Raw genomic sequence first — 23,124 nt, forward strand, 5'->3', positions numbered from 1 at the left:
GTTACACCGCGCAAAACCGTCTTCACAGTGTTCTCTTAGACACGTGATTGCGTTGCTTGCGCCCGGACAGGGCTCCCAGACCCAGGGAATGCTGTCGCCGTGGCTGGAACTGCCAGGCGCGGCGGACCAGATCGCCTCCTGGTCGCAGGCCAGTGGCCTGGACCTCGCCCGCTTGGGCACCACCGCGACGACGGAGGAGATCACCGACACCGCGGTTGCTCAGCCCTTGATCGTTGCGGCCACCCTGCTGGCCCACCAGGAGCTGATCAGGCGGGGCTTGCTCAACGACCAAGAAGTGATCGTGGCCGGGCACTCGGTCGGCGAAATCGCGGCCTACGCGATCGCCGGTGTGATGGCCGCCAACGATGCTGTCTCACTTGCCGCCACCCGCGGCGCGGAGATGGCCAAGGCGTGCGCCACCGAGCCGACCGGCATGTCTGCCCTGCTGGGCGGCACCGAGGACGAGGTGCTGAGCCGCCTCGAACAACTCGACTTGGTCCCCGCCAACCGCAACGCCGCCGGCCAGATCGTTGCCGCCGGTCGCCTGACCGCATTGGAGAAGCTCGCCGAGGACCCACCAGCGAGGGCCCGAGTACGCACCCTGGGGGTCGCCGGAGCGTTCCACACCCAGTTCATGGCTCCCGCGCTCGAGGGGTACGCCGCGGCGGCCGAGGCCATCGCCACCGCTGAGCCCACCGCGACGCTGCTGTCCAACCGCGACGGCAAGCCGGTCACATCTGCGGCCGCGGCGATGCAGACTCTGGTCTCGCAGCTCACTCAGCCGGTCCGATGGGACCTGTGTACCGCGACCATCCGCGAGCACAGTGTCACGGCGATCGTGGAGTTCCCCCCCGCGGGCACCCTCACCGGCATCGCCAAACGCGAACTTCGGGGGGTTCCGACGCACGCCGTCAAGTCACCCGCAGATCTGGACGAATTGGCAAACCTCTAGCCACCGGTTACGTCCAGAACCAAAGCACGTCAATTCGATTTACACACAACATATTACGAAGGGAAACAAGTCGTGGCCGTCAGTCAGGAAGAAATCATCGCCGGTATCGCCGAGATCATCGAAGAGGTCACCGGTATCGAGCCGTCGGAAGTTACCCCGGAGAAGTCGTTCGTCGACGACCTGGACATCGACTCGCTGTCGATGGTTGAGATCGCCGTGCAGACCGAGGACAAGTACGGCGTGAAGATCCCCGACGAGGACCTCGCTGGTCTGCGTACCGTCGGTGACGTCGTCTCCTACATCCAGAAGCTCGAGGAAGAGAACCCCGAGGCTGCCGAGGCCCTGCGCGCCAAGCTCGAGACCGAGAACCCCGAGGCTGCCGCCAACGTCAAGGCGAGGCTGGAAGCAGAGAGCAAGTGACCAAGCCTTCCACTGCTAATGGCGGTTACCCCAGCGTTGTGGTAACCGCCGTCACAGCGACGACGTCGATCTCGCCGGACATCGAAAGCACGTGGAAGGGCCTGTTGGCCGGCGAGAGCGGCATCCACGTCCTTGATGACGAGTACCTCACCAAGTGGGACCTGCCGGTCAAGATCGGTGGGCACCTCAAGGATCCGGTGGACAACCACATGGGCCGGCTGGACATGCGACGGATGTCGTATGTCCAGCGCATGGCCAAGTTCCTGAGCGGGCAACTCTGGGAGTCCGCCGGCAGCCCCGAGGTCGATCCGGACCGGTTTACCGTCGTGGTTGGTACCGGTCTGGGTGGCGCCGAGCGCATCGTTGAGAGCTACGACCTGATGAACGAGGGCGGGCCCCGTAAGGTGTCCCCGCTGGCCGTTCAGATGATCATGCCCAACGGTGCCGCGGCGGTCGTTGGTCTGCAGCTGGGCGCCCGCGCCGGGGTGATCACTCCGGTGTCGGCGTGTTCGTCGGGTTCGGAGGCCATCGCCCACGCATGGCGTCAGATCGTCATGGGTGATGCCGACGTCGCCGTCTGCGGTGGCGTCGAAGGCCCCATCGAGGCGCTGCCCATCGCGGCGTTCTCCATGATGCGGGCCATGTCCACCCGCAACGACGAACCCGAGCGCGCCTCGCGGCCGTTCGACAAGGACCGTGATGGTTTCGTGTTCGGCGAGGCCGGTGCGCTCCTGCTCATCGAGACCGAGGAGCACGCCAAGGCCCGTGGCGCCAAGCCGCTGGCCCGGCTGATGGGTGCAGGTATCACCTCCGACGCGTTCCACATGGTGGCTCCTGCCGCCGACGGTGTGCGTGCCGGACGGGCGATGCAGCGGTCCATGGAGTTGGCCGGTTTGTCCCCCAAGGACATCGATCACGTCAACGCGCATGGAACGGCGACACCGATCGGTGATTCCGCCGAAGCCAACGCCATCCGGGTGGCGGGGTGCGAGAACGCGGCGATCTACGCGCCGAAGTCGGCACTGGGTCACTCCATTGGCGCGGTCGGCGCGCTCGAGTCGGCGCTCACCGTGCTGTCGCTGCGTGACGGAGTCATCCCACCCACCTTGAACTACGAGACACCCGATCCCGAGATCGATCTGGATGTTGTGGCAGGCGAACCGCGTTACGGCGAATTCCAGTACGCCATCAACAACTCGTTCGGCTTCGGCGGCCACAACGTGGCGCTCGCGTTCGGGCGCTACTAAGCACGGTGTCCGGCAACGAAGCAGGCCCCTAACGGCCCGAAGAGGAGCCGGACAGATACGGAAGGAATCTTCGCAACACCCATGACAGAGCTGGTTACCGGGAAAGCGTTCCCGCATGTGGTCGTCACCGGCATTGCCATGACTACTGCACTCGCAACCGACGCTGAAACCACGTGGAAGCTGTTGTTGGACAGCCAAAGCGGGATTCGCACGCTCGACGACCCGTTCGTTGAGGAGTTCAACCTGCCGGTTCGCATCGGCGGGCACCTGCTCGAAGAGTTCGACCACCAACTCACCCGGGTCGAACTGCGTCGGACGGCTTACCTGCAAAGAATGTCCACCGTCATCGGCCGTCGAGTTTGGGAGAACGCCGGATCCCCCGAGGTCGACACCAACCGTTTGGCAGTATCGATCGGCACCGGGTTGGGCTCAGCTGAGGAGCTCGTCTTCGGGTACGACGAAATGCGGGTGCGTGGGTTTCGCGCGATCTCCCCGTTGGCCGTGCAGAAATACATGCCCAACGGGGCCGCGGCGGCCGTCGGTCTCGAACGCCACGCCAAAGCGGGTGTGATGACACCGGTGTCGGCGTGTGCGTCCGGTTCCGAGGCCATCGCCCGGGCCTGGCAGCAAGTCGTGCTCGGTGAGGCCGACATCGCCATCTGTGGTGGTGTGGAAACCCGGATCGAGGCGGTGCCGATCGCCGGATTCGCCAACATGCGGATCGTGATGTCCACCAACAACGAAGACCCCGCCGGTGCCTGTCGGCCATTCGACAAGGACCGCGACGGCTTCGTGTTCGGCGAGGGCGGCGCCTTGATGGTGATCGAGACCGAGGAGCATGCGAAGGCTCGCGGCGCCAACATCCTGGCCCGCATCATGGGCGCCAGCATCACCTCGGATGGCTTCCACATGGTCGCGCCGGACCCCAACGGGGAACGCGCCGGACACGCGATCACCCGGGCCGTCCAGCTCGCGGGCCTGCAGCCCAGCGACATCGATCATGTCAATGCCCACGCGACCGGCACCCAGGTCGGTGACGTCGCCGAAGGCAGGGCCATCAACAACGCCCTCGGCTCCCACAAGCCGGCGGTGTACGCGCCCAAGTCCGCTCTGGGCCACTCGGTTGGTGCGGTCGGCGCGGTGGAATCGATCTTGACCGTCCTCGCGTTGCGGGACCAGGTCGTTCCGCCGACACTGAACCTTGTCAACCTCGATCCAGAAATCGACCTAGACGTGGTAGCGGGTAAGCCGCGGCCTGGCAACTACAGGTACGCGGTCAACAACTCGTTCGGATTCGGCGGACACAACGTGGCAATCACGTTTGGGCGTTATTAACACCCAAGCAACACCCGTTAACTACAGGAGACCTGCGATGACAATCATGGCCCCCGAGGCGGTTGGCGAGTCGCTCGACCCCCGCGACCCGCTGTTGCGACTGAGCAACTTCTTCGACGACGGCACCGTGGTGCTTTTGCACGAGCGTGACCGGTCCGGAGTGCTGGCCGCATCGGGCACCGTGAACGGTGTGCGCACCATTGCTTTCTGCACCGACGGCACCGTAATGGGTGGCGCGATGGGTGTCGAAGGCTGCGCGCACATCGTCAACGCCTATGACACCGCGATCGACGAGCAGAGCCCGATTGTGGGTATCTGGCACTCGGGCGGTGCCCGTCTGGCCGAGGGCGTGCGGGCACTGCACGCGGTCGGTCAGGTATTCGAAGCGATGATCCGCGCGTCGGGCTATGTCCCGCAGGTTTCGGTGGTCGTGGGCTTCGCCGCCGGCGGCGCCGCCTACGGGCCGGCGCTGACCGACGTCGTCGTCATGGCACCGGAAAGCCGGGTGTTCGTCACCGGGCCCGACGTGGTGCGCAGTGTTACCGGCGAGGACGTCGACATGGCCTCGCTGGGCGGCCCGGAGACCCACCACAAGAAGTCCGGGGTGTGCCACATCGTCGCTGACGACGAGCTCGACGCCTACGAGCGGGGCCGCCGCCTGGTCGGCTTGTTCTGCCAGCAGGGGCATTTCGACCGCAGCAAGGCAGAGGCCGGCGACACCGACATCCACGCGCTGCTGCCCGAGTCGGCTCGGCGGGCCTACGACGTGCATCCGATCGTGACCGCGATCCTTGATTCGGACACGCCTTTCGACGAGTTCCAGGCCAACTGGGCGCCGTCGATGGTGGTCGGCCTGGGACGGCTGTCCGGCCGCACCGTCGGGGTACTGGCCAACAATCCGCTGCGACTGGGCGGCTGCCTGAACTCCGAAAGCGCCGAGAAGGCAGCACGTTTCGTGCGCCTGTGCGACGCGTTCGGCATCCCGCTGGTGGTAGTTGTGGATGTTCCGGGTTATCTGCCCGGCGTCGACCAGGAGTGGGGCGGCGTGGTGCGCCGCGGCGCCAAACTGCTGCACGCCTTCGGCGAGTGCACCGTTCCGCGTGTCACGCTGGTCACCCGGAAGACCTACGGCGGGGCCTACATCGCCATGAACTCGCGTTCGCTCAACGCGACCAAGGTGTTCGCCTGGCCGGACGCCGAGGTGGCGGTGATGGGCGCCAAGGCCGCGGTCGGCATCCTGCACAAGAAGAAGCTGGCAGCTGCGGCCGAGCACGAGCGTGAGGCTCTGCACGACGAGCTGGCCGCCGAGCACGAGCGGATCGCCGGTGGCGTGGATAGCGCCATCGACATCGGTGTGGTCGACGAGAAGATCGACCCCGCGCACACTCGCAGCAGGCTCACCGAGGCGCTGGCGCAGGCACCCGCACGCCGCGGTCGCCACAAGAACATCCCGCTCTGATTTCTCCCGCGAGCAGACGCGGAATCGCACTGCGCGTGCTTCGCGCAGTGCGATTTTGCGTCCGCTCGCCGCAGTTATCCCCAGCCTGACTGGCCAAGCCGAGGCCCTGCTCGCATCCTCGGTCAGTGCCCACAGATGCCCAGGCGCTGTTGCAGAAATCCGGCGGGTTCGCCACGACCGCGCAGCTGTTGACGGTCATGACCCGCCAACAGCTCGATGTTCGGGTCAGAAACGGCAGCCTGGTGCGGGTATGGCATGGCGTCTACGCGGCCGAGGAACCGAATCTGTTGGGCCGCTTGACCGCACTCGACGTATTCATGGGCCGACCGGTCGTGGCGTGCATGGGTACGGCAGCCACTTTGTACGGGTTCGACACCGAGTGCAGCTCCGCCGTCCACGTACTGGACCCCGGCGTCCGGATGCGCCCCACGGTCGGCCTGATGGTTCATCAACGCATTGGCGCGCGGTTGCAGCGGGTGGCTGGGCGGCTGGCGACCGCCCCGGCATGGACGGCTGTGGAGGTCGCCAGAGCGCTGCGCCGTCCGCGAGCACTGGCAACACTTGATGCCGCGCTGCGGTCAATGCAGTGCACTCGCGATCAAATCGAATCCGCGGTTGCCGAGCAGCACGGCCGGCGCGGGATCGTTGCGGTACGCGAACTCCTGCCACTTGCCGACCCACGCGCGGAGTCGGCCATGGAAAGTGAGACCCGGCTGGTCATGATTGATGGCGGGTTGGCGCGTCCGGAACTGCAGTATCTGATCCACGGTTCCGATGGCGAGCTGTGGCGAGTGGACTTCGCCTGGCCCGACCTGCGCCTGGCCGCCGAATACGACAGCATCGACTGGCACGCCGGACGAGTGGAAATGCTGCGGGACAAGACCCGCTGGGCCAAGATCCAAGACCTCGGGTGGACGATCATCCCGATTGTCGTCGATGACGTCAGACGCGAGCCCGGCCGTCTCGTGCAGAGAATCGGCAACCACCTCGATCGCCTGCGCGCAGCCAGCTGACGCCCCCGCCCTCCCCCGCGAGCAGACGCAGAATCGCACGCGCCGGGCCGGCGCCGTGCGATTCTGCGTCTGCTCGCCAGTCAGCCGACCCCCGCCAGAAACTCCTCGGCGATGCCGACCACGCGCTGCCGATCATGGGGCACCAACCCGATGCGGGTCCGGCGATCGAGGATGTCCTCGGCGTCCAGTGCGCCCTCGTGGGTGACCGCGTACTCGAACTCGGCCCTGGTCACGTCGATGCCTTCGGCGACCGGGTCGGTAGGCCGCTCACATGTTGCGGTCGCGACGACGTTGGCCGCCTCCGCTCCGAAGCGCGCGACCAGAGACTCGGGCGGGCCACCCGGACCGGCGGCCGGCCCGGGGTTGGCCGGCGCCCCGATCAGCGGCAGGTCTCGCGTTCGGCACTGGTTGGCCTGCAACTGCCGCAAGCTGATGGCGCGATTGAGCACATCCTCTGCCATGTAACGGTATTCGGTCAGCTTGCCACCGACCACGCTGATCACACCCGATGGCGACTCGATGACCGCGTGGTCGCGCGAGACGTCAGCGGTGCGACCTTCCCCGGTGTCGATCAGCGGTCGCAGACCGGCGTAGGCTCCGATGACGTCAGAAGTCTGCAACGCGGTGCCCAGCGCGGTGTTGACCGTATCGAGCAGGAACATGATTTCTTCCGAAGAAGGTTCTGGCACATCGGGAATCGGACCTGGGGCGTCTTCGTCGGTAAGCCCGAGATAGACGCGACCCAACTGCTCGGGCATGGCGAACACGAACCGGTTGAGTTCACCGGGAATCGGAATAGTCAGCGCCGCAGTCGGATTGCCGAAGGCGTTCGCATCGAACACAAGATGGGTGCCACGGCTCGGACGCAGCTTCAGCGCGGGGTCGATCTGGCCACCCCACACTCCAGCGGCGTTGATCACCGCGCGCGCAGACACGTCGAACGACTCTCCGCTACGTTGGTCGGTCAACCGAGCCGACGTGCCGGTGGCCTCGGACGCCCCAACATATGTCAGGATGCGCGCACCATACTGGGCCGCGGTGCGCGCGACCGCGGTAACCAGCCGGGCGTCATCGATCAATTGCCCGTCGTAGGCGAGAAGGCCGCCGGCCAACCCGTCACGCCGCACGGTCGGCGCCAGCTCCACCACACGCTGCGCTGAAACTCGCCGCGACCGGGGCAATGTCGAGGATGGCGTGCCCGCAAGCATCCGCAACGCGTCACCGGCCAGAAACCCAGTCCGCACCAGGGCACGCTTGACATGATCCATCGACGGCAGCAACGGGACCAGTTGCGGCATCGCGTGAACAAGATGCGGGGCATTGCGTGTCATCAGAATTCCGCGCTCGATGGCGCTGCGGCGGGCGATGCCGACGTTCCCGCTCGCCAGATACCGCAGCCCGCCGTGCACCAGTTTCGAGCTCCACCGGCTGGTGCCGAAGGCCAGGTCATGCTTTTCCACCAAGGCCACTTGCAGGCCCCGCGACGCGGCATCCAAGGCGATACCGACACCGGTGATGCCGCCGCCGATGACGAGGACGTCCAGCGCTTCGCCGTCAGCGAGTGCGGTGAGTTCGGTGCTGCGGCGAGCGGCGTTGAGTGCGGTCGAGTCAGGCATTAGGCCAGGTATCCGTTCAGTGAGTAGGTGAGTTCTGCGGCCAGGGCCTCGGAGTCGAGGATCGGATCGATGATGTCCACCGACTGGATGGTCGACTGGGTGATCAGCAAGACCATGGCCGCAAGTTTGCGGGGATCGCCGGCGCGGACGCTGCCCGTTCCTTGGGCGACTTGCAGCCGCGCCGCAAGTCCTTCGAGCAGGAAGTGCTGGCTGGCGCCGAGACGCTCGGTGATGTACACCCGGGCCAGGTCCGAGTGCATGAGTGCCTTGACTAATTCGTCGCCCCGGAGCCGATCGGCCACGGCGACCACTTGCCGTACCACGGTCTGTCGGTCATGGCCGTCGAGGGACACCGCGCGCACCACGTCGGTGACATGGCTGGTCAGCAGCGCCGAAATGATCGACCGCGTATCCGGCCAGCGGCGGTACACGGTGGGGCGGCTCACGCCCGCACGCCGCGCGATCTCGGCGAGGGTCACGCGGTCGACACCGTAGTCGCGAACGCAGCTCGCGGCCGCCTGAAGTATGCGGTCCCCAATATCTTCGGGAGCATTACTCATTGACAGCATGTGTAATACTGTAACGCATGACGCATCCTGAGGAACTCCTTCCACCGATGAAATGGAACGCGTGGGGAGATCCCGCCGCAGCCAAGCCGCTCTCCGACGGCATCCGGGCCCTCCTGAAGCAGGTTGTGGGCCTAGAGGATTCAGGCGAAGCCGAACTCGGTGCCGACCAGGTCAAGCTGCGCCCGTGCGCGTTGTCGCAAAGCAATCAGGATGCGCTGGCCAAGATTGTCGGGCCCGAATACATGCGCACCGCCGACCGCGACCGGCTGCTGCGCGCTGGCGGCAAGTCCACCCCCGACATGCTGCGACGGAAGGACACCGGCATCCAGGATGCGCCAGACGCGGTCCTGCTGCCCGGCGACGACCAGGCCGTTGCCGAGATCCTGCGGTACTGCTCGGATCAGGGCATCGCGATCATCCCGTTTGGGGGCGGCACCAACGTGACCGGTGGACTGGACCCCAACCGCGGCCAGTTCAGCGCCGTGATCTCGCTGGACCTACGCCGGTTCAACGAACTGCACTCCCTCGACGAAGTCTCGGGCATCGCCGAGCTGGGCGCCGGCGTCACCGGCCCGGACGCCGAACGGCTGCTCGGCGAGCGCGGCTTCTCTCTCGGGCACTTCCCGCAGAGCTTCGAATACGCAACCATCGGCGGCTTCGCGGCGACCCGGTCCTCAGGCCAGGATTCGGCCGGGTACGGCCGCTTCAACGACATGATCATCGGCTTGCGCATGGTCACTCCGGCAGGCGTGCTGGATCTTGGTCGGGTGGCCGCCTCCGCCGCCGGTCCGGACCTGCGTCAGCTGGCGATCGGCTCGGAAGGTGTTTTCGGTGTCATCACCAAGGTGCGGCTGCGGGTGCACCCGGTGCCCGAAACCACCCGATATGAGGCGTGGTCGTTTCCGGACTTCAGCACCGGGGTCGCGGCCCTGCGCGCGATCGCCCAGACCGGCACCGGCCCGACCGTGGTGCGACTATCCGATGAGGCCGAAACCGGGATCAACCTGGCCACCCACGAGTCGATCGGCGAAAACCAAGTAACCGGCGGATGTCTGGGACTGACCCTGTTCGAGGGCACCAAGGAACACACCGAGAGCAGGCACGCCGAGACCCGCGCGTTGCTGGAGGCCCACGGCGGCAAGTCACTGGGTGAAGGCCCGGCCCAGAGCTGGGAGCATGGCCGGTTCAGCGCTCCATACCTGCGCGATTCATTGCTGGCCGCCGGTGCGCTCTGCGAAACCCTCGAGACGGCCACCGACTGGTCCAACATTGCCGCGCTCAAAGCCGCGGTTACCGAGGCACTCACCACGTCGTTGGCGGAGTCGGGCACGCCGGCGCTGGTGATGTGCCACGTCTCGCACGTCTACCCCACCGGTGCATCGCTGTACTTCACCGTCGTCGCCGGGCAGCGGGGTAATCCGATCGAGCAATGGATGGCCGCCAAGAAGGCCGCATCGGATGCGATGATGGCCACCGGCGCAACCATCACGCACCACCACGCCGTCGGCGCCGACCACCGGCCCTGGATGCGCGACGAGGTGGGCGACCTGGGTGTGCAGCTGTTGCGCGCGGTCAAGGCCACCCTGGACCCGGCTGGGATCCTCAACCCCGGCAAGCTGATTCCGTGACCCCCGAGAACCCGATCAACCCGTTGGCAGGGCAACTACGTCAGCGCAGCATCAGCAAGGTGACCGCCCTGACCAATCCGCTGTCCGGACATGGTGCCGCGGTCCAGGCCGCCCAGCACGCGATCGCCCGGCTGCATCATCGTGGCGTCGAGGTCATCGAGATCGTTGGTGAAAACGCCGAGGATGCGCGCTACCTGCTGGCCGCGGCGGTCGAGAAGGGCACCGATGCGGTCGTCGTGACCGGCGGCGACGGCGTCATCTCCAACGCGTTGCAGGTGCTGGCCGAAACCGATGTCCCGCTGGGCATCATCCCGGCCGGCACCGGCAACGATCACGCGCGTGAATTCGGGATTCCCACAAAGGATGCCGAAGCCGCCGCGGACATCGTGGTGGACGGCTGGACCGAATCCATCGACCTGGGCCGGATTCAGGCCGGCAGCGGCAAAGACAAGTGCGACAAATGGTTTGGCACCCTGGCCGCAACCGGTTTCGATTCGCTGGTAACCGACCGGGCCAACCGGATGACCTGGCCGCACGGACGACTGCGGTACTACATCGCGATGCTGGTCGAACTGTCGCAGCTGCGGCCATTGCCATTCCGGCTGGTGCTCGACGGCACCGAGGAGATCGAAACCGACCTCACGCTGGCGACATTCGGCAACACCCGCAGCTACGGCGGCGGGATGCTGATGTGCCCCAACGCCGACCGTACCGACGGTCTGCTGGACATCACCATGGTGCGATCCGGCTCGCGCAGCAGATTCCTGCGGCTGTTCCCGACGGTGGTCAAGGGCACTCATGTGGAGCTCGACGAAGTGACCACCGCACGAGCCAAGTCCATCGACGTTGAATGCCCTGGCATCAACGTGTATGCCGACGGTGACTACGCGTGCCCATTGCCGGCCAATATCTCCGCGGTCGCGGGCGCACTGCAGATATTGCGGCCCAACGACCGATAATGTTTTGCAGCGCCGCCGGGTCGCCGATGCCAATTCTCGGGCGACCTGTCGACGCCCCTTCCTGTAACACCTAATGCACCGAATACGACATCTCTCTCAGAGCCGCTCAGCTGGGAGGGAAGATGTCGAGGCCTCACCAAACCGGACTTGGAGCCGCGGCAGCGGCTTGGTTTTGCGTCTCGTTGTGTTTCGCGCCGCCGGCTTACGCGGGTGAAGTTGCGGCATGGAATGGGGATTACATTCTGACGCTGGCCGCCAATGCGAAGACCGGCACCAGCATCGCGGCCAGCCAACCCGAGTTTGCCCACCGGATCAGCGTCTCCATTAGCTCCAGCTGCTCGGCGGGCGTCTGCACTGCGACGGTGAATAACCCTCCCCCGCCCAAAAATGAATCCATGCCGCAATCAATCGAATTCACCTGGAACGGGTCCCAATGGGTACGCGAGATGACCTGGAAATGGGATTGTCTACTGCCGGACGGCACCATTGAGTACAACCCGGCCAAATCCATCTCGGTGTACACGCCCGGCGACTACGGAATTCTCACCGGCGTCTTTCACACCAACATCTACAGCGGCGCGTGCAAAGGCAACGTCGATATGCCGTTGTCGGCCAAACCGGTCGCGGTGCCGGTCAGCTAGCCTGACTAGCCGACGCCGCGGCTGAGCCAGGTCACCTCACCGGTGTCGCCACCGTCGCGGTAGTCCTCCAGCGCCTCGTCCCACGCCGTTCCGAGTACCGAGTCCAATTCGGCAGCAAGGGTGTCCGCCCCCTGCGCCATCAGGGTCCGAAGCCGCATCTCGCCCACCATGGTGTCGCCGTTGGCGCTCATCGCCCCGCTCCACAAGCCGAGCTGCGGAGTGTGGCAGAACCGCTGCCCGTCCACGCCGGGGCTGGGATCCTCGGTGACCTCAAACCGCAGCACCGACCACGAGCGCAACGCGTTGGCCAGCCGGCCGCCGGTGCCCACCGGCCCGACCCAGTTGGTGACGGCACGCAACTGGCCAGGCATCGCCGGCTGCGGCGTCCAGACCAGGTTGGCCTTGGCATGCAGGGTCGACGACAGTGCCCACTCGACATGCGGGCACACCGCCGCTGGAGAGGCGTGGACGTACACCACGCCGCTCGTCACGTCGGCGAACTGATTCGATGCACGCATCTCTTACTCCTTCGGTTCCACGAGGGACGTCTTCCCCAACGACCTGGTGAACCCGATAGGCGGGATGCCTGCGACGAAACTTCTGCGATTTTTGATGTCTTGCGTGTCTATTGTGCCCTGTGAGACCCCTGTTGCGCTAGTGTGCAGTTCGCATTAGGCATATTCGGCTAGCACGGAGTCCGAAAGCGCTGGCCAGGGCTCTCGCGCCCAGTCCCCGAAATCACGGTCGGTAAGGACCACCAACGCCAGGTCGGCTTCGGGATCCACCCAGATGAAGCCACCCGCCTGCCCGAAATGGCCGTAGGTTCGCGGCGAGTTGCGGATACCGGTCCAGTGCGGCGACTTGGCGCTCTTGATCTCAAATCCCAGCCCCCAGTCGTTGGGGCGCTGCACACCAAATCCGGGCAACACACCGTCCAGACCGGGAAACTGCACGGCGATCGCCTCGGCGTGCATCGGCGGGGAGACCGTCGACGGACGCAACAGGTCGCCCGCGAACAGCGCCAGGTCGCCAACCGTCGAGGTGGCCCCGAACCCGGCCGCGGCCGCGCCGCCTTCCAGCTTGCTCGTCGACATGCCCAGCGGCTCGAACACCGCCTCGGCCAGATAGCTACTGAACTCGATTCCGGATTCCTGCGCCACGGCTTCGGCCAGCGCGGTGAAGCCGTAGTTGGAATACATGCGGCGGGTCCCGGGCCGGGCGAGCACCTGATTGGTGTGCATTGACAGTCCCGAGGTGTGCGCCAGGAGGTGGCGAATGGTGGAGTCGGGCGGGCCCGCCGGGGTGTCGAGGTCGACGACGCCTTCCTCGATCGCGATCTGCGCGGCGCGCGCCGCCATCGGTTTGGTCACCGAGGCCAACGCGAAGACCTTCTCGACATTGCCGTGCGTCGCCAATACACCGGTAGGGCCGATCACCGCTGCGGCGGCGGCCGGTACCGGCCAATCATCAAGAGCGTCCAGAGCGGCCATCGTGGCGGTTCGTCACTTCCTGGCGATGTAGTAGTTGTTCAGCGGGTCCGACTCGATCTCGGCCACCGTCACGTCCTCGAATCCGGCGTCGGCCAGCATCTTGGTGGCCAGCTGGCTGCCCCACACCGTCCCCAAGCCGACGCCGTCCAACGCCAGCGACACGGTCATGCAGTGCATCATCGAGATTGTGTACAGGTAGGTGCTCATCGGGTTGCCGACGTTGTCTTCGAGTCGGCTCGACGCCTTGACGTCGACCATCAGCAGCACGCCGCCGGGCCGCAGCGCGCGGTAGATGTTCTCCAGCACGCGCGCCGGCTGCGCCTGATCGTGAATGGTATCGAAGGCGGTGATGACGTCGTAGACCCCGACATCGTCCAGGGTGGTCAGATCCCGAGATTGAAAGGTTGCGTTGGACAGGCCGCGACGCTTCGCCTCCTGGGAGGCTGCCGCGATGGCTGGCTCGGAGAAGTCGATGCCGGTGAACCGGCTTTTCGGAAATGCCTGCGCCAACAGGTTGACCGCGTGACCGCTACCGCAACCGAAATCGGCCACCTCCGCGCCGGCCTGCAAGCGTTCGGGAAGGCCCTCGACCAGCGGCACAATCACGTCGACCAGCGCACTGTCGAATACCTCGCCGCTCATCTCGGCCATCAGCGTGTGAAAGCGCGGGTATTGGGTGTAGTGCACACCGCCCCCTTCCCGGAAGCAGGCGATCACCTTCTGTTCGACCTCTCCGAGCAGTGAGATGAATTGCGTCACGCGGGCCAGGTTGTTCGGGCCGGCGGCCCGCGTCAGCATGGCCGCGCGATGTTCGGGCAGCGAATATGTGGCCGTCTCGGCGTCGTACTCAATCACCTGCCCGGCCGTCATCCCGCCCAGCCATTCCCGCACATAACGCTCGTCGAGGCCCACCGCCTCGGCGATTTGGGTGCTAGTGGACGGCGGCAATTGAGAAATGACATCCAGCAGCCCGGTCTGATGTCCGACACTGAGCAAGATCGTCAAACCGGCGCTGTCGATGGCCGCGACAATTCTGCTGCCGAATTCCTCCGTGGTTTCGGTTCCGCCGTCGATTGCCGTCATGCTCAGCGACGCTACACCGGCATCGCCGCCCGTCGGGCCGGCTATCGGGACCAAAGCTCAACGCAATATGGGCGCCGCGAGCGCAGGCGCGGCGCAACCGCCGCGAATGCCGAACAGTAGGTTAGAGGCCATGAGTCAGACAGTGCGCGGCGTAATTTCCCGGAAAAAGGGCGAACCCGTTGAATTGGTGGACATCATCATCCCGGATCCCGGGCCCGGCGAAGCCGTCGTCGATATCAGCGCTTGCGGCGTTTGTCATACCGATCTGACCTACCGCGAGGGCGGCATCAACGACGAGTACCCGTTCCTGTTGGGCCACGAGGCCGCGGGCACGGTCGAAGCGGTTGGGCCCGGGGTAACCAACGTGGAGCCGGGCGATTTCGTGATCCTGAACTGGCGTGCGGTGTGCGGCCAGTGCCGGGCCTGCAAACGGGGCCGGCCGAGCTACTGTTTCGACACGTTCAACGCCGAGCAGAAGATGACACTGACCGACGGTACCGAACTCACCCCGGCACTGGGCATCGGGGCATTCGCCGACAAGACGCTGGTGCACTCCGGCCAATGCACCAAGGTTGATCCCGCGGCCGACCCCGCCGTGGCGGGCCTGTTGGGTTGCGGGGTGATGGCCGGACTGGGCGCCGCGGTCAACACCGGTGGCGTCACCCGCGATGACACCGTCGCGGTGATCGGTTGTGGCGGCGTGGGTGATGCCGCCATCGCCGGTGCGGCGCTGGTCGGAGCCAAGAAGATCATCGCCGTCGACACCGACAACACCAAACTGGAGTGGGCGCGCGCCTTCGGCGCCACCCACACCGTCAACGCCCGCGAACTCGACGTCGTCGAAACGATCCAGGACCTCACCGGCGGCTTTGGGGTCGACGTGGTGATCGACGCGGTCGGCCGGCCCGAAACCTGGAAGCAGGCGTTCTACGCTCGCGATCTGGCCGGAACCGTTGTCCTGGTAGGGGTTCCCACCCCCGACATGCGGCTGGACATGCCGCTGGTGGACTTCTTCTCCCGCGGTGGCGCGTTGAAGTCGTCCTGGTACGGCGATTGCCTACCCGAGCGCGACTTCCCCACCCTGATCGACCTCTACCTGCAGGGCCGGCTTCCGCTGGACAAGTTCGTTTCCGAGCAGATCGGTCTGGGCGGTATCGAGGAGGCATTCGAGAAGATGCACGCCGGCAAGGTGCTGCGCTCGGTGGTGGTGTTGTAGTGGTTCACATCGACCGGGTGGTGACCCACGGAACCTTCGAACTCGACGGCGGCAGTTGGGAAGTCGACAACAACATCTGGCTGGTCGGCGACGACTCCGATGTGGTGGTCTTCGACGCCGCCCATCAGGCGGCTCCGATCATCGAGGCGGTCGCCGGCCGCAATGTGGTTGCGGTGGTGTGCACCCACGGCCACAACGACCACGTGACGGTGGCTCCCGAACTCGGCGCGGCACTCGACGCTCCGGTGCTGCTCCACCCCGGCGATGAGATGCTGTGGCGGATGACCCATCCGGACAAGGACTTTCGCGCTGTCTCTGACGTTGAGACACTGCGGGTCGGCGGTACCGAGCTACGCGCAATGCACACTCCGGGCCACTCCCCGGGATCGGTGTGCTGGTACGCACCGGAGCTGGATGTGGTGTTCAGCGGGGACACGCTGTTTTGCGGCGGACCCGGCGCGACGGGACGCTCGTTTTCCGACTTCCCGACCATCCTGCAGTCGATATCCGAACGGCTGGGCAAGCTGCCCGGCGACACCGTCGTACATACCGGCCATGGCGACAACACCACCATCGGCGACGAAATCGTGCACTACGAAGAATGGGTGGCCCGCGGCCACTAGGGCGCAACAGGTCAAACGCTCACCGAGATCGGCGAGCAAGCCACGCGCCCGCGCGACGCCGGCTATCTGCCGTCGAGGATCCGGCGTTTCTCGCTCTGGAATTCCTCCTCGGTCAGCGCCCCCGAATCGCGCAACGCCGCCAGCGTCTTGAGCCGCTCCAGCCTGATCCCGTCGTCGCTGGGCTCGTAGGCCGTCCTGGGCGGATCGCTGGGGTGGGAAGCCAGGATGGGCGCTTCGGCAAAGTAGGGGCTGGCCGGCGGCGCCGATGCGGCCGGGCGGCTGTGGCTCAGCCACACCACCGAAAGCACCAAGTCGATCAGCCCGACGCCGAACATGGCGACGAAAACCCACACCAACCAGCCATACGAACTCTGGTGCCCGAACGCCAGCCGGGGGTTGATGTATCCGCCGACCTCGCCGTCGGTCGTGACGCGGTAGGTGGCCTCGACGGGAACGCGAACCATCCATACCCGTACGTGGGCGTCGTTGTTGACCGTCGTTGTGCTGCCGATACTTTCGGTTACCTCCGGTTGCGGGACACCGTCGGGCGGACTGATCGAGATCCCCAACGGCGGCACCGGCAGGCCAACGCCGTTGGTGCCGCCGATGACCAGCGTGTGCAGGCTGACGGTGACATCTCCGGCCGGCAAATGCACGCTGCCCGAACCGGGGATCGCCACCTCGCCGTACGCGTCGTACTTGTCCAGGAAGAACGCGTTGAGCACCAGGGTGACGATGAAGCCGGCCACCGACACCACCAACGTGAGGATGGCGACGGTCAGCGAAAACTTGGCGACCCGTCTGCTAGTCATGCACGCAGTGTGTCACGCATTCGATAACGGCGAAGCCCAGCTGAGCCGGCGTATCCCGCCAGCACCACCAGGGCCGTCACCGGCACCCAATCCCCCAGTCGTCGATACAGCGTGTCGCGCGAACCCAGCTCGATGCTGACCACCGTCACGCCCGCGAAGTCCGACGGGCACCACGCCAGCCGGCGTCCCCGGGCGTCGAAGGCCGAACTGTCACCGGACAACCCGGCGTGCACCGCGGGTCGCCCCACTTCGACGGCACGCACCGCGGGTTGGCTGGCCAACTGCGGCTGCGCCCAACTCCCTTGAAACGACGAGGTGGAACTCTGGAATGCCAACAACTCGGCGCCCAGCAGCGCTTCGCGTCGGGCCAGATCGGAAAACGTCGTCTCGTAGCTGATCAGCGGTCCGATGGCCAGCGGTCCGGCATGCAGCACCACCGGGCCGGTTCCCCGCCGCCGGTCCTCCGCGGCGGCCTTGGTGCCCTGGGTGATCCAGCCAACCAACCGCCGCAGCGGAACGTATTCACCAAACGGCACCAAGCGGGTCTTGCGGTAGCTGCCCGCCACGCCGTGCTCACCGAGCAGCACCGACGACTTGTAGATGCCCCCACCCGGTGCCCGCGCATCGACATTGACCAGCAGATCCGCGCCGACCCGCGCGGACAGGCCCGCCAGCCGGGCCAGGTCGCCGGGATGGTCGGCCAGGTCGTGGCCGACGCTGCTTTCCCCCCAGACCACCAGGTCCGGCCGTTGACCCACCAAGCCGGCGGTCAGTTCTTCACCGGCCGCCTGGCGGGCCGTCGAGTCGGCGATGGGGCCCGGCTGCACCAGCGCCACCCGAATCACCGGACCCGCAGCGGGAGCTGGGCCAACGAGGTACCACAGCGGTCCGAGGCCCACCCCCGCCACCGCGCAGCCCAGCAGCACCAGCCGGGGCAGCCCTTGGCCCACGATGCCGGCCACGATGGCGGTATTGACAGCCATCACCAGAAAGCTGGTCAGCCACACCCCGCCCACCGATGCCGACGCAAGCGTGTAGGGCTGGTTCCATTGCGACGCACCCAGCGGAGCCCACGGACCGCCCAATGGCGGCCAGGACCGCGCCGCTTCTGCCACCACCCAGGCGCTCGGTACGACGGCCAGTGCCCCAGCCGCGCGGGCGGCGGAAAGCGGTGCCGACAGCAGGCGGTGCGCAACCCAACCCCACGGCAACCACAACGCGCCCATTCCGAGAGCCAACAACGCCAGCGACGGGCCGATGCTGGCGGCCAACCAGTACTGGTTGGCAAGCACGAAACCGGCAACACCGCAACCGGCCCGCACCGCACCATCGCCGGACGTCGCCGCTGCCCGCACCAGCAGCAGCAGCGGCACCAGCGCGAACCAGGCCAACCACCACCACGATGGCGCCGGGAAAGCGAGCGCGGGTAGCGTGCCGAGGGCCAATGCTGCCGTCCACCCGAACGCACGCCGCCGGAGCGTTCTCGGGTGCGGGACCATGGGCTAAAGCATGCCGCTCCGACTCGCGGATAGCGGGGAAAAGCGCACACTGGACAGCAACACCGGAAAGGGAGTGATACGCATGGCCAGCGATCTCATCGCCACCGTGCCCGATCTGTCCGGAAAACTCGCGGTAGTCACCGGAGCCAATAGTGGGTTGGGTTTTGGGCTGGCCCGGCGGCTGTCGGCGGCGGGCGCCGATGTGGTGATGGCAATCCGCAACCGCGCCAAGGGCGAGGCGGCAATCGAGGAGATCCGCAGTGCCGTGCCCGACGCCAAGTTGAGTATCAAGGCGCTCGATCTGTCCTCGCTGGCGTCGGTGGCCGCATTGGGTGACCAGCTCAACTCCGAGGGCCGCCCGATCGACATCCTGATCAACAACGCCGGCGTCATGACTCCGCCCGAACGTGATACCACCGCCGACGGCTTCGAATTGCAGTTCGGCAGTAACCATCTCGGACACTTCGCGCTGACCGCGCACGTGCTGCCGCTGCTGCGCGCGGCGCAAGGCGCGCGGGTGGTATCGCTGAGCAGCCTGGCGGCCCGGCGTGGCCGTATCCACTTTGACGACCTGCAGTTCGAGAAGTCATACGCTGCGATGACGGCATACGGTCAATCCAAGCTGGCAGTGCTGATGTTCGCGCGCGAGCTGGACCGTCGCAGCCGGGCGGCGGGTTGGGGCGTGATGTCCAACGCGGCGCACCCGGGACTGACCAAGACCAACCTGCAGATCAGCGGGCCTTCGCATGGGCGGGAGAAGCCGGCACTGATGCAGCGGTTCTACACCACCTCATGGCGTTTCGCTCCGTTCCTTTGGCAAGAAATCGAAGACGGCATCCTGCCGGCGCTCTACGCCGCCGTTACACCGCAGGCCGAGGGCGGTGCTTTCTACGGCCCGCGGGGCTTTTATGAGGCGGCCGGTGGCGGTGTGAGGGCGGCCAAGGTGCCCGCTCGTGCTGGCAATGACGCTGACTGCCAACGCCTTTGGGAGGTTTCCGAACGTCTCACGGGTGTCGGTTACCCCACGTCGAGCTGACATGCCACGGGAGATCAGGCTGCCGGAGTCAAGTGTGGTGGTCCGGCCGGCGCCAATGGAAAGTGCGACCTACAGCCAGTCGTCGAGGCTACAGGCCGCGGGCTTGTCGCCGGCCATCACGCTGTTCGAAAAGGCCGCGCAAACCGTGCCGCTGCCCGATGCACCGCAACCGGTCGTCATCGCCGACTACGGGGTGGCCACCGGCCACAATTCACTCAAGCCCATGATGGCCGCGATCAACGCACTTCGCCGTCGCACCCGTGAAGATCGCGCAATCATGGTGGCGCACACCGATGTACCGGACAACGATTTCACTGCGTTGTTCCGCACGTTGGCCGATGACCCGGACAGCTACCTGCACCATGACTCGGCGAGCTTCGCATCGGCAGTCGGCAGGTCGTTTTATACCCAGATCCTGCCCAGCAATACGGTGAGCCTGGGCTGGAGTTCATGGGCGATCCAATGGCTTAGCCGTATCCCCGTGGGGGCGCCGGAACTCACCGATCACGTGCAAGTCGCCTACAGCAAAGACGAGCGAGCGCGCGCGGCATACGCGCACCAGGCCGCCACGGATTGGCAGGACTTTCTTGCCTTCCGGGGTCGGGAGCTGTGTCCGGGCGGGCGATTGGTGGTGCTGACAATGGCGCTCGACGAACACGGCCACTTCGGCTATCGACCGATGAACGACGCGCTTGTGGCGGCGCTCAACGATCAGGTGCGCGACGGGCTGCTGCGCCCAGAAGAGCTGCGACGCATGGCGATACCCGTGGTCGCCCGGGCCGAAAAGGACCTGCGCGCTCCGTTTGCGCCGCGCGGCTGGTTCGAGGGTCTGACCATCGAGCAGCTCGACGTGTTCAACGCCGAGGATCGGTTCTGGGCCGCCTTCCAATCAGACGGCGACGCAGAGGCTTTCGGAGCGCAGTGGGCCGGCTTCGCTCGGGCGGCGTTGTTCCCCACGCTCGCGGCGGCGTTGGACTGCGGGACCGGCGACCCTCGCGCAACCGCGTTCATCGAGCGGCTGGAGGCTTCCGTCGCCGACCGGCTGGCAAGCCAGCCCGAGCCGATGCGGATTCCGCTGGCATCGCTGGTGCTTGCCAAGCGCGCCTGACCGCGGTAGCGCGCGTTTCGACCCGGCATCGGGATGGGTAACCGGAGTTGAGGGTCGGTCACAACCGCAACTGCGCAGGGAGCAAGAGCCATGACTGCAGCCCAAGATCAGCCGGCCGACCAACATGAGGAGCCGGATCGTTCCGACAACATCGAGCCGGACCAAGGCGCCCAAGACAAGGCCGCCGAGATGATGACTGCCTATGAGGACCGGCCGACGCTGGTGTTACCCGGTTCCGGCAAGACCATCACCGGGACCGCGGTCAACGACTGGCTCGACGAAAACGGCGACCCCAAAGCCGCCGGTGACCGGGACGCCCCAGCGGCGAAGGCCAAAGACGTCGCCACAACAGGCAAGGCCGACGGGACCGGCGAGTGGAGCGCCGAAGAAAACTACGCCAAAGACAAGGCCTACAACGAGCGCGTCCTCAAGGATGCCGCCAGCTGAACGCCGCGGGGCGGTCGCTCACCTCATTGACCGTTTGCCGCCTGGGGCGCAATTACTTGCGGCGCAATGACCTGGGGCGCGATGACTTGGCCGAACCCGGGAACTCCCGGCACCTGAGGCACCTGAGGTATCTGCGGCACTTGCGGCACCTGCGGGAAACCGATTCCCGGGATCTGCGGGATGGGCGGAATCTGGGGAATGGGCGGGATCGGCGGCGTGGGCAGTTGCTGTGTCGCGGGCGCCTGCGTGGTGGGCGGCGCCTCGGTGGTGACCGGGGGCTGGGTGGTTGCCGGCGGCGCCTCGGTGGTGGCCGGAGGCTGGGTGGTGACCGGGGCTTGTGTGGTTGAGGGCGGCGGCGCCTCGGTCGACGGCGGCGGGGGCGCCTGCTGTGTCGGCGGCGGCGCCGGCTCTTGGGAGGCAGGTGGCTGGGTGGACGGCGCGGGCGCGGAAGTTCCGGCATCGGTCACCGGTGGCACGGCTGCGGGGGCCGAGGTGGGCGGGGACGTGGTCGCTTCGGGCGAGCGAGTCGCCGGCTGTTCTCCGGAGCTCAGCGCGATCGCGACCGCGGCGCCGACGAGCAGCACCGCAACCACCGTTGCGACGATGATTACTCCGGGCAGGCGGTACCACGGGATCACCACGGACTTGGGCGCCGGCTCCGCCCGGGCATTCTCTTCAAAGGTCAGCTGGGGCCGCGCGGAGGTGTAGCCGGACGCCCCCGAATAATCGTCGCCGACCACCGGCGTCGCCCGGGATTGGTCGTCGGCTTCCGACCATGCCAAAGCGGGCTGCAACGCCGACACCGGCGCGTCGGCCGCCGCGACCGCCCCGACGTCTGGGTCCAGCGGCGCCATCGCGGTCTGGGTCATCGGTGCCGCTGAGGTCAACACCGTCGCACTGGAATCACCCGGTCCCCGGGCAGCCCGCAGCGCCCCGCCGGTCGCGGCTGTCAGCTGCGGGCGGGGTGCGGTAATCACCGGTACGCCGAAGCGCCCCGACAGCGTTGTGGTGACCGACGGGATATTGGCGCCACCACCGACGGTAACGATGGCGACCAGGTCCGCGGCGGGGACGCCGGCGCGCTGCAGCGTGTGTTCGACAACGCGGGCAAATCCATCGAGCGAATCGCGGATCGTCTCGTCCAACTCGTTCCTGGTGAGCCGAACCTCTCCGCTTACCCCGGGCAGCGCGTCAGACAGCGTGGCCACCGTGCTGAGGGAGAGCTGCTCCTTGGCCTGGCGGCACTCGGCACGCAACCGGTTCAATAAGCCGATCGCCGAGGTCCCCGACGGATCGAAAGAACCCGTCGCCGGCATCTCGGACATGACGTAGGTCAACAGCGACTGATCGATCAGATCGCCGGAGAAATCCGGGTGCCGCACCGTTGCACCCAGGGGCTGATATTCGCCGGAGGCGTCGGCCAGCGTGATGCTGGTACCGCTGCCACCGAAATCGCAGACCGCGACGACGCCGCGGGCCGGGATGCCAGGGTTGGCACGCGCGGCGAACAACGCCGCCGCGGCGTCCGGGATCAGCAGCAGAGGCTGCCCCGCCGGCGACCATTCCGGAACCCGGCCCAATGCGGCGCCCAATGCGTCTACCGCGCTCGTGGTCCAGTGAGCGGGATAGGCGACTGCGGTACTGGCGGGCAGGGTGTGACCGCCGGTGGCCGTATAGGCCAACGCCCGCAACGCATCGGCCACCAATGCCTCGCTGCGATGCACCGACCCGTCGGCCGCGACGATGCCGATCTGGTCCCCGACGCGGTCCACGAAGTCGCTGATCACCAAACCGGACTGGTCCAGCCTCGGGTTCTCCGACGGCAGTCCGATCTCGGGTGGACGCTGTCGGTACAGCGTCAGTACGGGCTTTCGCAGGATGGCGCTATCGGCGGTTACCGCCGCCAGATTGGTGGCACCGATCGACAGACCCAGCGCGGGCCGTGCTCCCTCTGCCATCTAGTAAGTCCCC

At 66.4% G+C, this 23,124-nt stretch carries 22 protein-coding genes; 14 read left to right on the forward strand and 8 right to left on the reverse strand.

The window, feature by feature from the left end:
* The first annotated feature begins 43 nt into the window (after nt 1-43).
* The 6 genes from CCUG20998_RS16130 to CCUG20998_RS16155 all read left to right on the forward strand — a co-directional run bounded on the left by CCUG20998_RS16130 (nt 44) and on the right by CCUG20998_RS16155 (nt 6,426).
* The gene (locus CCUG20998_RS16130) at nt 44-952 is read left to right on the forward strand and encodes an ACP S-malonyltransferase (RefSeq protein ID WP_038579985.1); all 909 of its coding nucleotides are present in this window, start codon (nt 44-46) and stop codon (nt 950-952) included.
* Nucleotides 953-1,024: 72 nt separating this feature from the next.
* Nucleotides 1,025-1,372, forward strand: a complete 348-nt coding sequence (gene acpM, locus CCUG20998_RS16135; RefSeq protein WP_011739486.1) for a meromycolate extension acyl carrier protein AcpM — start codon at nt 1,025-1,027, stop codon at nt 1,370-1,372.
* Nucleotides 1,369-2,619, forward strand: a complete 1,251-nt coding sequence (gene kasA, locus CCUG20998_RS16140) for a 3-oxoacyl-ACP synthase KasA (RefSeq protein ID WP_012394988.1) — start codon at nt 1,369-1,371, stop codon at nt 2,617-2,619. The genes acpM and kasA overlap by 4 nt, the downstream gene beginning before the upstream one ends.
* Before the next feature lie 81 nt (nt 2,620-2,700).
* Nucleotides 2,701-3,954, forward strand: a complete 1,254-nt coding sequence (gene kasB, locus CCUG20998_RS16145; protein WP_036456394.1) for a 3-oxoacyl-ACP synthase KasB — start codon at nt 2,701-2,703, stop codon at nt 3,952-3,954.
* 37 nt (nt 3,955-3,991) lie between these two features.
* The gene (locus CCUG20998_RS16150; RefSeq protein ID WP_020730624.1) at nt 3,992-5,413 is read left to right on the forward strand and encodes an acyl-CoA carboxylase subunit beta; all 1,422 of its coding nucleotides are present in this window, start codon (nt 3,992-3,994) and stop codon (nt 5,411-5,413) included.
* A 125-nt stretch (nt 5,414-5,538) separates the two neighbouring features.
* Nucleotides 5,539-6,426 carry a hypothetical protein gene (locus CCUG20998_RS16155; protein ID WP_012394990.1) on the forward strand — a complete coding sequence of 296 codons (888 nt, stop codon included), beginning with the start codon at nt 5,539-5,541 and terminating at the stop codon, nt 6,424-6,426.
* 80 nt (nt 6,427-6,506) lie between these two features.
* Here the strand turns inward: CCUG20998_RS16155 and CCUG20998_RS16160 are convergent, their stop codons facing one another.
* A complete protein-coding gene (locus CCUG20998_RS16160) occupies nt 6,507-8,042 on the reverse strand; it encodes a glycerol-3-phosphate dehydrogenase/oxidase (RefSeq protein WP_020730623.1) in 1,536 nt (511 codons plus the stop codon).
* Complete coding sequence (locus CCUG20998_RS16165) at nt 8,042-8,611, reverse strand: TetR/AcrR family transcriptional regulator (protein ID WP_012394992.1); 570 nt, start codon at nt 8,609-8,611, stop codon at nt 8,042-8,044. The genes CCUG20998_RS16160 and CCUG20998_RS16165 overlap by 1 nt, the downstream gene beginning before the upstream one ends.
* A 47-nt stretch (nt 8,612-8,658) precedes the next feature.
* Here CCUG20998_RS16165 and CCUG20998_RS16170 point away from each other — a divergent pair, with 47 nt between their 5' ends.
* The 3 genes from CCUG20998_RS16170 (at nt 8,659) to CCUG20998_RS16180 (ending at nt 11,839) form a co-directional block, all read left to right on the forward strand.
* Nucleotides 8,659-10,239 (forward strand): FAD-binding oxidoreductase, encoded by a 1,581-nt coding sequence (locus tag CCUG20998_RS16170; protein WP_103654067.1) that lies wholly within the window; start codon nt 8,659-8,661, stop codon nt 10,237-10,239.
* A 23-nt stretch (nt 10,240-10,262) separates the two neighbouring features.
* Nucleotides 10,263-11,198 (forward strand): diacylglycerol kinase, encoded by a 936-nt coding sequence (locus tag CCUG20998_RS16175; RefSeq protein ID WP_172607289.1) that lies wholly within the window; start codon nt 10,263-10,265, stop codon nt 11,196-11,198.
* A 122-nt stretch (nt 11,199-11,320) separates the two neighbouring features.
* A complete protein-coding gene (locus CCUG20998_RS16180; protein ID WP_020730620.1) occupies nt 11,321-11,839 on the forward strand; it encodes an Rv2253 family sensor-like surface protein in 519 nt (172 codons plus the stop codon).
* Between the two features lie 5 nt (nt 11,840-11,844).
* On the opposite strand, the gene CCUG20998_RS16185 is transcribed toward CCUG20998_RS16180, so the two are convergent.
* The 3 genes from CCUG20998_RS16185 to CCUG20998_RS16195 form a co-directional block, all read right to left on the reverse strand.
* Complete coding sequence (locus tag CCUG20998_RS16185) at nt 11,845-12,357, reverse strand: DUF3145 domain-containing protein (protein WP_011739477.1); 513 nt, start codon at nt 12,355-12,357, stop codon at nt 11,845-11,847.
* 153 nt (nt 12,358-12,510) lie between these two features.
* Entirely contained in the window at nt 12,511-13,329 is an 819-nt protein-coding gene (locus CCUG20998_RS16190; RefSeq protein ID WP_012394996.1) for a serine hydrolase domain-containing protein, read from the reverse strand.
* Nucleotides 13,330-13,341: 12 nt separating this feature from the next.
* Nucleotides 13,342-14,403: a class I SAM-dependent methyltransferase gene (locus tag CCUG20998_RS16195; protein ID WP_099052719.1), complete on the reverse strand. Its 1,062-nt coding sequence runs from the start codon at nt 14,401-14,403 to the stop codon at nt 13,342-13,344.
* 139 nt (nt 14,404-14,542) lie between these two features.
* Here CCUG20998_RS16195 and CCUG20998_RS16200 point away from each other — a divergent pair, with 139 nt between their 5' ends.
* Together CCUG20998_RS16200 and CCUG20998_RS16205 are read left to right on the forward strand one after the other, a co-directional pair.
* Complete coding sequence (locus CCUG20998_RS16200; RefSeq protein WP_036456390.1) at nt 14,543-15,628, forward strand: S-(hydroxymethyl)mycothiol dehydrogenase; 1,086 nt, start codon at nt 14,543-14,545, stop codon at nt 15,626-15,628.
* Nucleotides 15,628-16,251 carry an MBL fold metallo-hydrolase gene (locus CCUG20998_RS16205; RefSeq protein WP_020730617.1) on the forward strand — a complete coding sequence of 208 codons (624 nt, stop codon included), beginning with the start codon at nt 15,628-15,630 and terminating at the stop codon, nt 16,249-16,251. Before CCUG20998_RS16200 ends, CCUG20998_RS16205 begins: the two co-directional genes overlap by 1 nt.
* A 62-nt stretch (nt 16,252-16,313) precedes the next feature.
* Here the strand turns inward: CCUG20998_RS16205 and CCUG20998_RS16210 are convergent, their stop codons facing one another.
* Nucleotides 16,314-17,063, reverse strand: a complete 750-nt coding sequence (locus tag CCUG20998_RS16210) for an SHOCT domain-containing protein (RefSeq protein WP_020730616.1) — start codon at nt 17,061-17,063, stop codon at nt 16,314-16,316.
* A complete protein-coding gene (gene lnt / locus CCUG20998_RS16215) occupies nt 17,060-18,562 on the reverse strand; it encodes an apolipoprotein N-acyltransferase (RefSeq protein WP_172607186.1) in 1,503 nt (500 codons plus the stop codon). Before lnt ends, CCUG20998_RS16210 begins: the two co-directional genes overlap by 4 nt.
* Nucleotides 18,563-18,644: 82 nt before the next feature.
* On the opposite strand from lnt, the gene CCUG20998_RS16220 reads away from it, so the two are divergent.
* The 3 genes from CCUG20998_RS16220 (at nt 18,645) to CCUG20998_RS16230 (ending at nt 21,153) form a co-directional block, all read left to right on the forward strand.
* Entirely contained in the window at nt 18,645-19,598 is a 954-nt protein-coding gene (locus CCUG20998_RS16220; RefSeq protein ID WP_020730614.1) for an SDR family oxidoreductase, read from the forward strand.
* A 1-nt stretch (nt 19,599) separates the two neighbouring features.
* A complete protein-coding gene (locus CCUG20998_RS16225; protein WP_103654066.1) occupies nt 19,600-20,706 on the forward strand; it encodes a class I SAM-dependent methyltransferase in 1,107 nt (368 codons plus the stop codon).
* Between the two features lie 90 nt (nt 20,707-20,796).
* Complete coding sequence (locus CCUG20998_RS16230) at nt 20,797-21,153, forward strand: hypothetical protein (protein WP_020730612.1); 357 nt, start codon at nt 20,797-20,799, stop codon at nt 21,151-21,153.
* Between the two features lie 23 nt (nt 21,154-21,176).
* On the opposite strand, the gene CCUG20998_RS16235 is transcribed toward CCUG20998_RS16230, so the two are convergent.
* Nucleotides 21,177-23,111, reverse strand: a complete 1,935-nt coding sequence (locus CCUG20998_RS16235) for an Hsp70 family protein (RefSeq protein WP_038579990.1) — start codon at nt 23,109-23,111, stop codon at nt 21,177-21,179.
* Nucleotides 23,112-23,124: the final 13 nt, after the last annotated feature.

Source organism: Mycobacterium marinum (assembly GCF_003391395.1).
GTDB lineage: Bacteria > Actinomycetota > Actinomycetes > Mycobacteriales > Mycobacteriaceae > Mycobacterium > Mycobacterium marinum.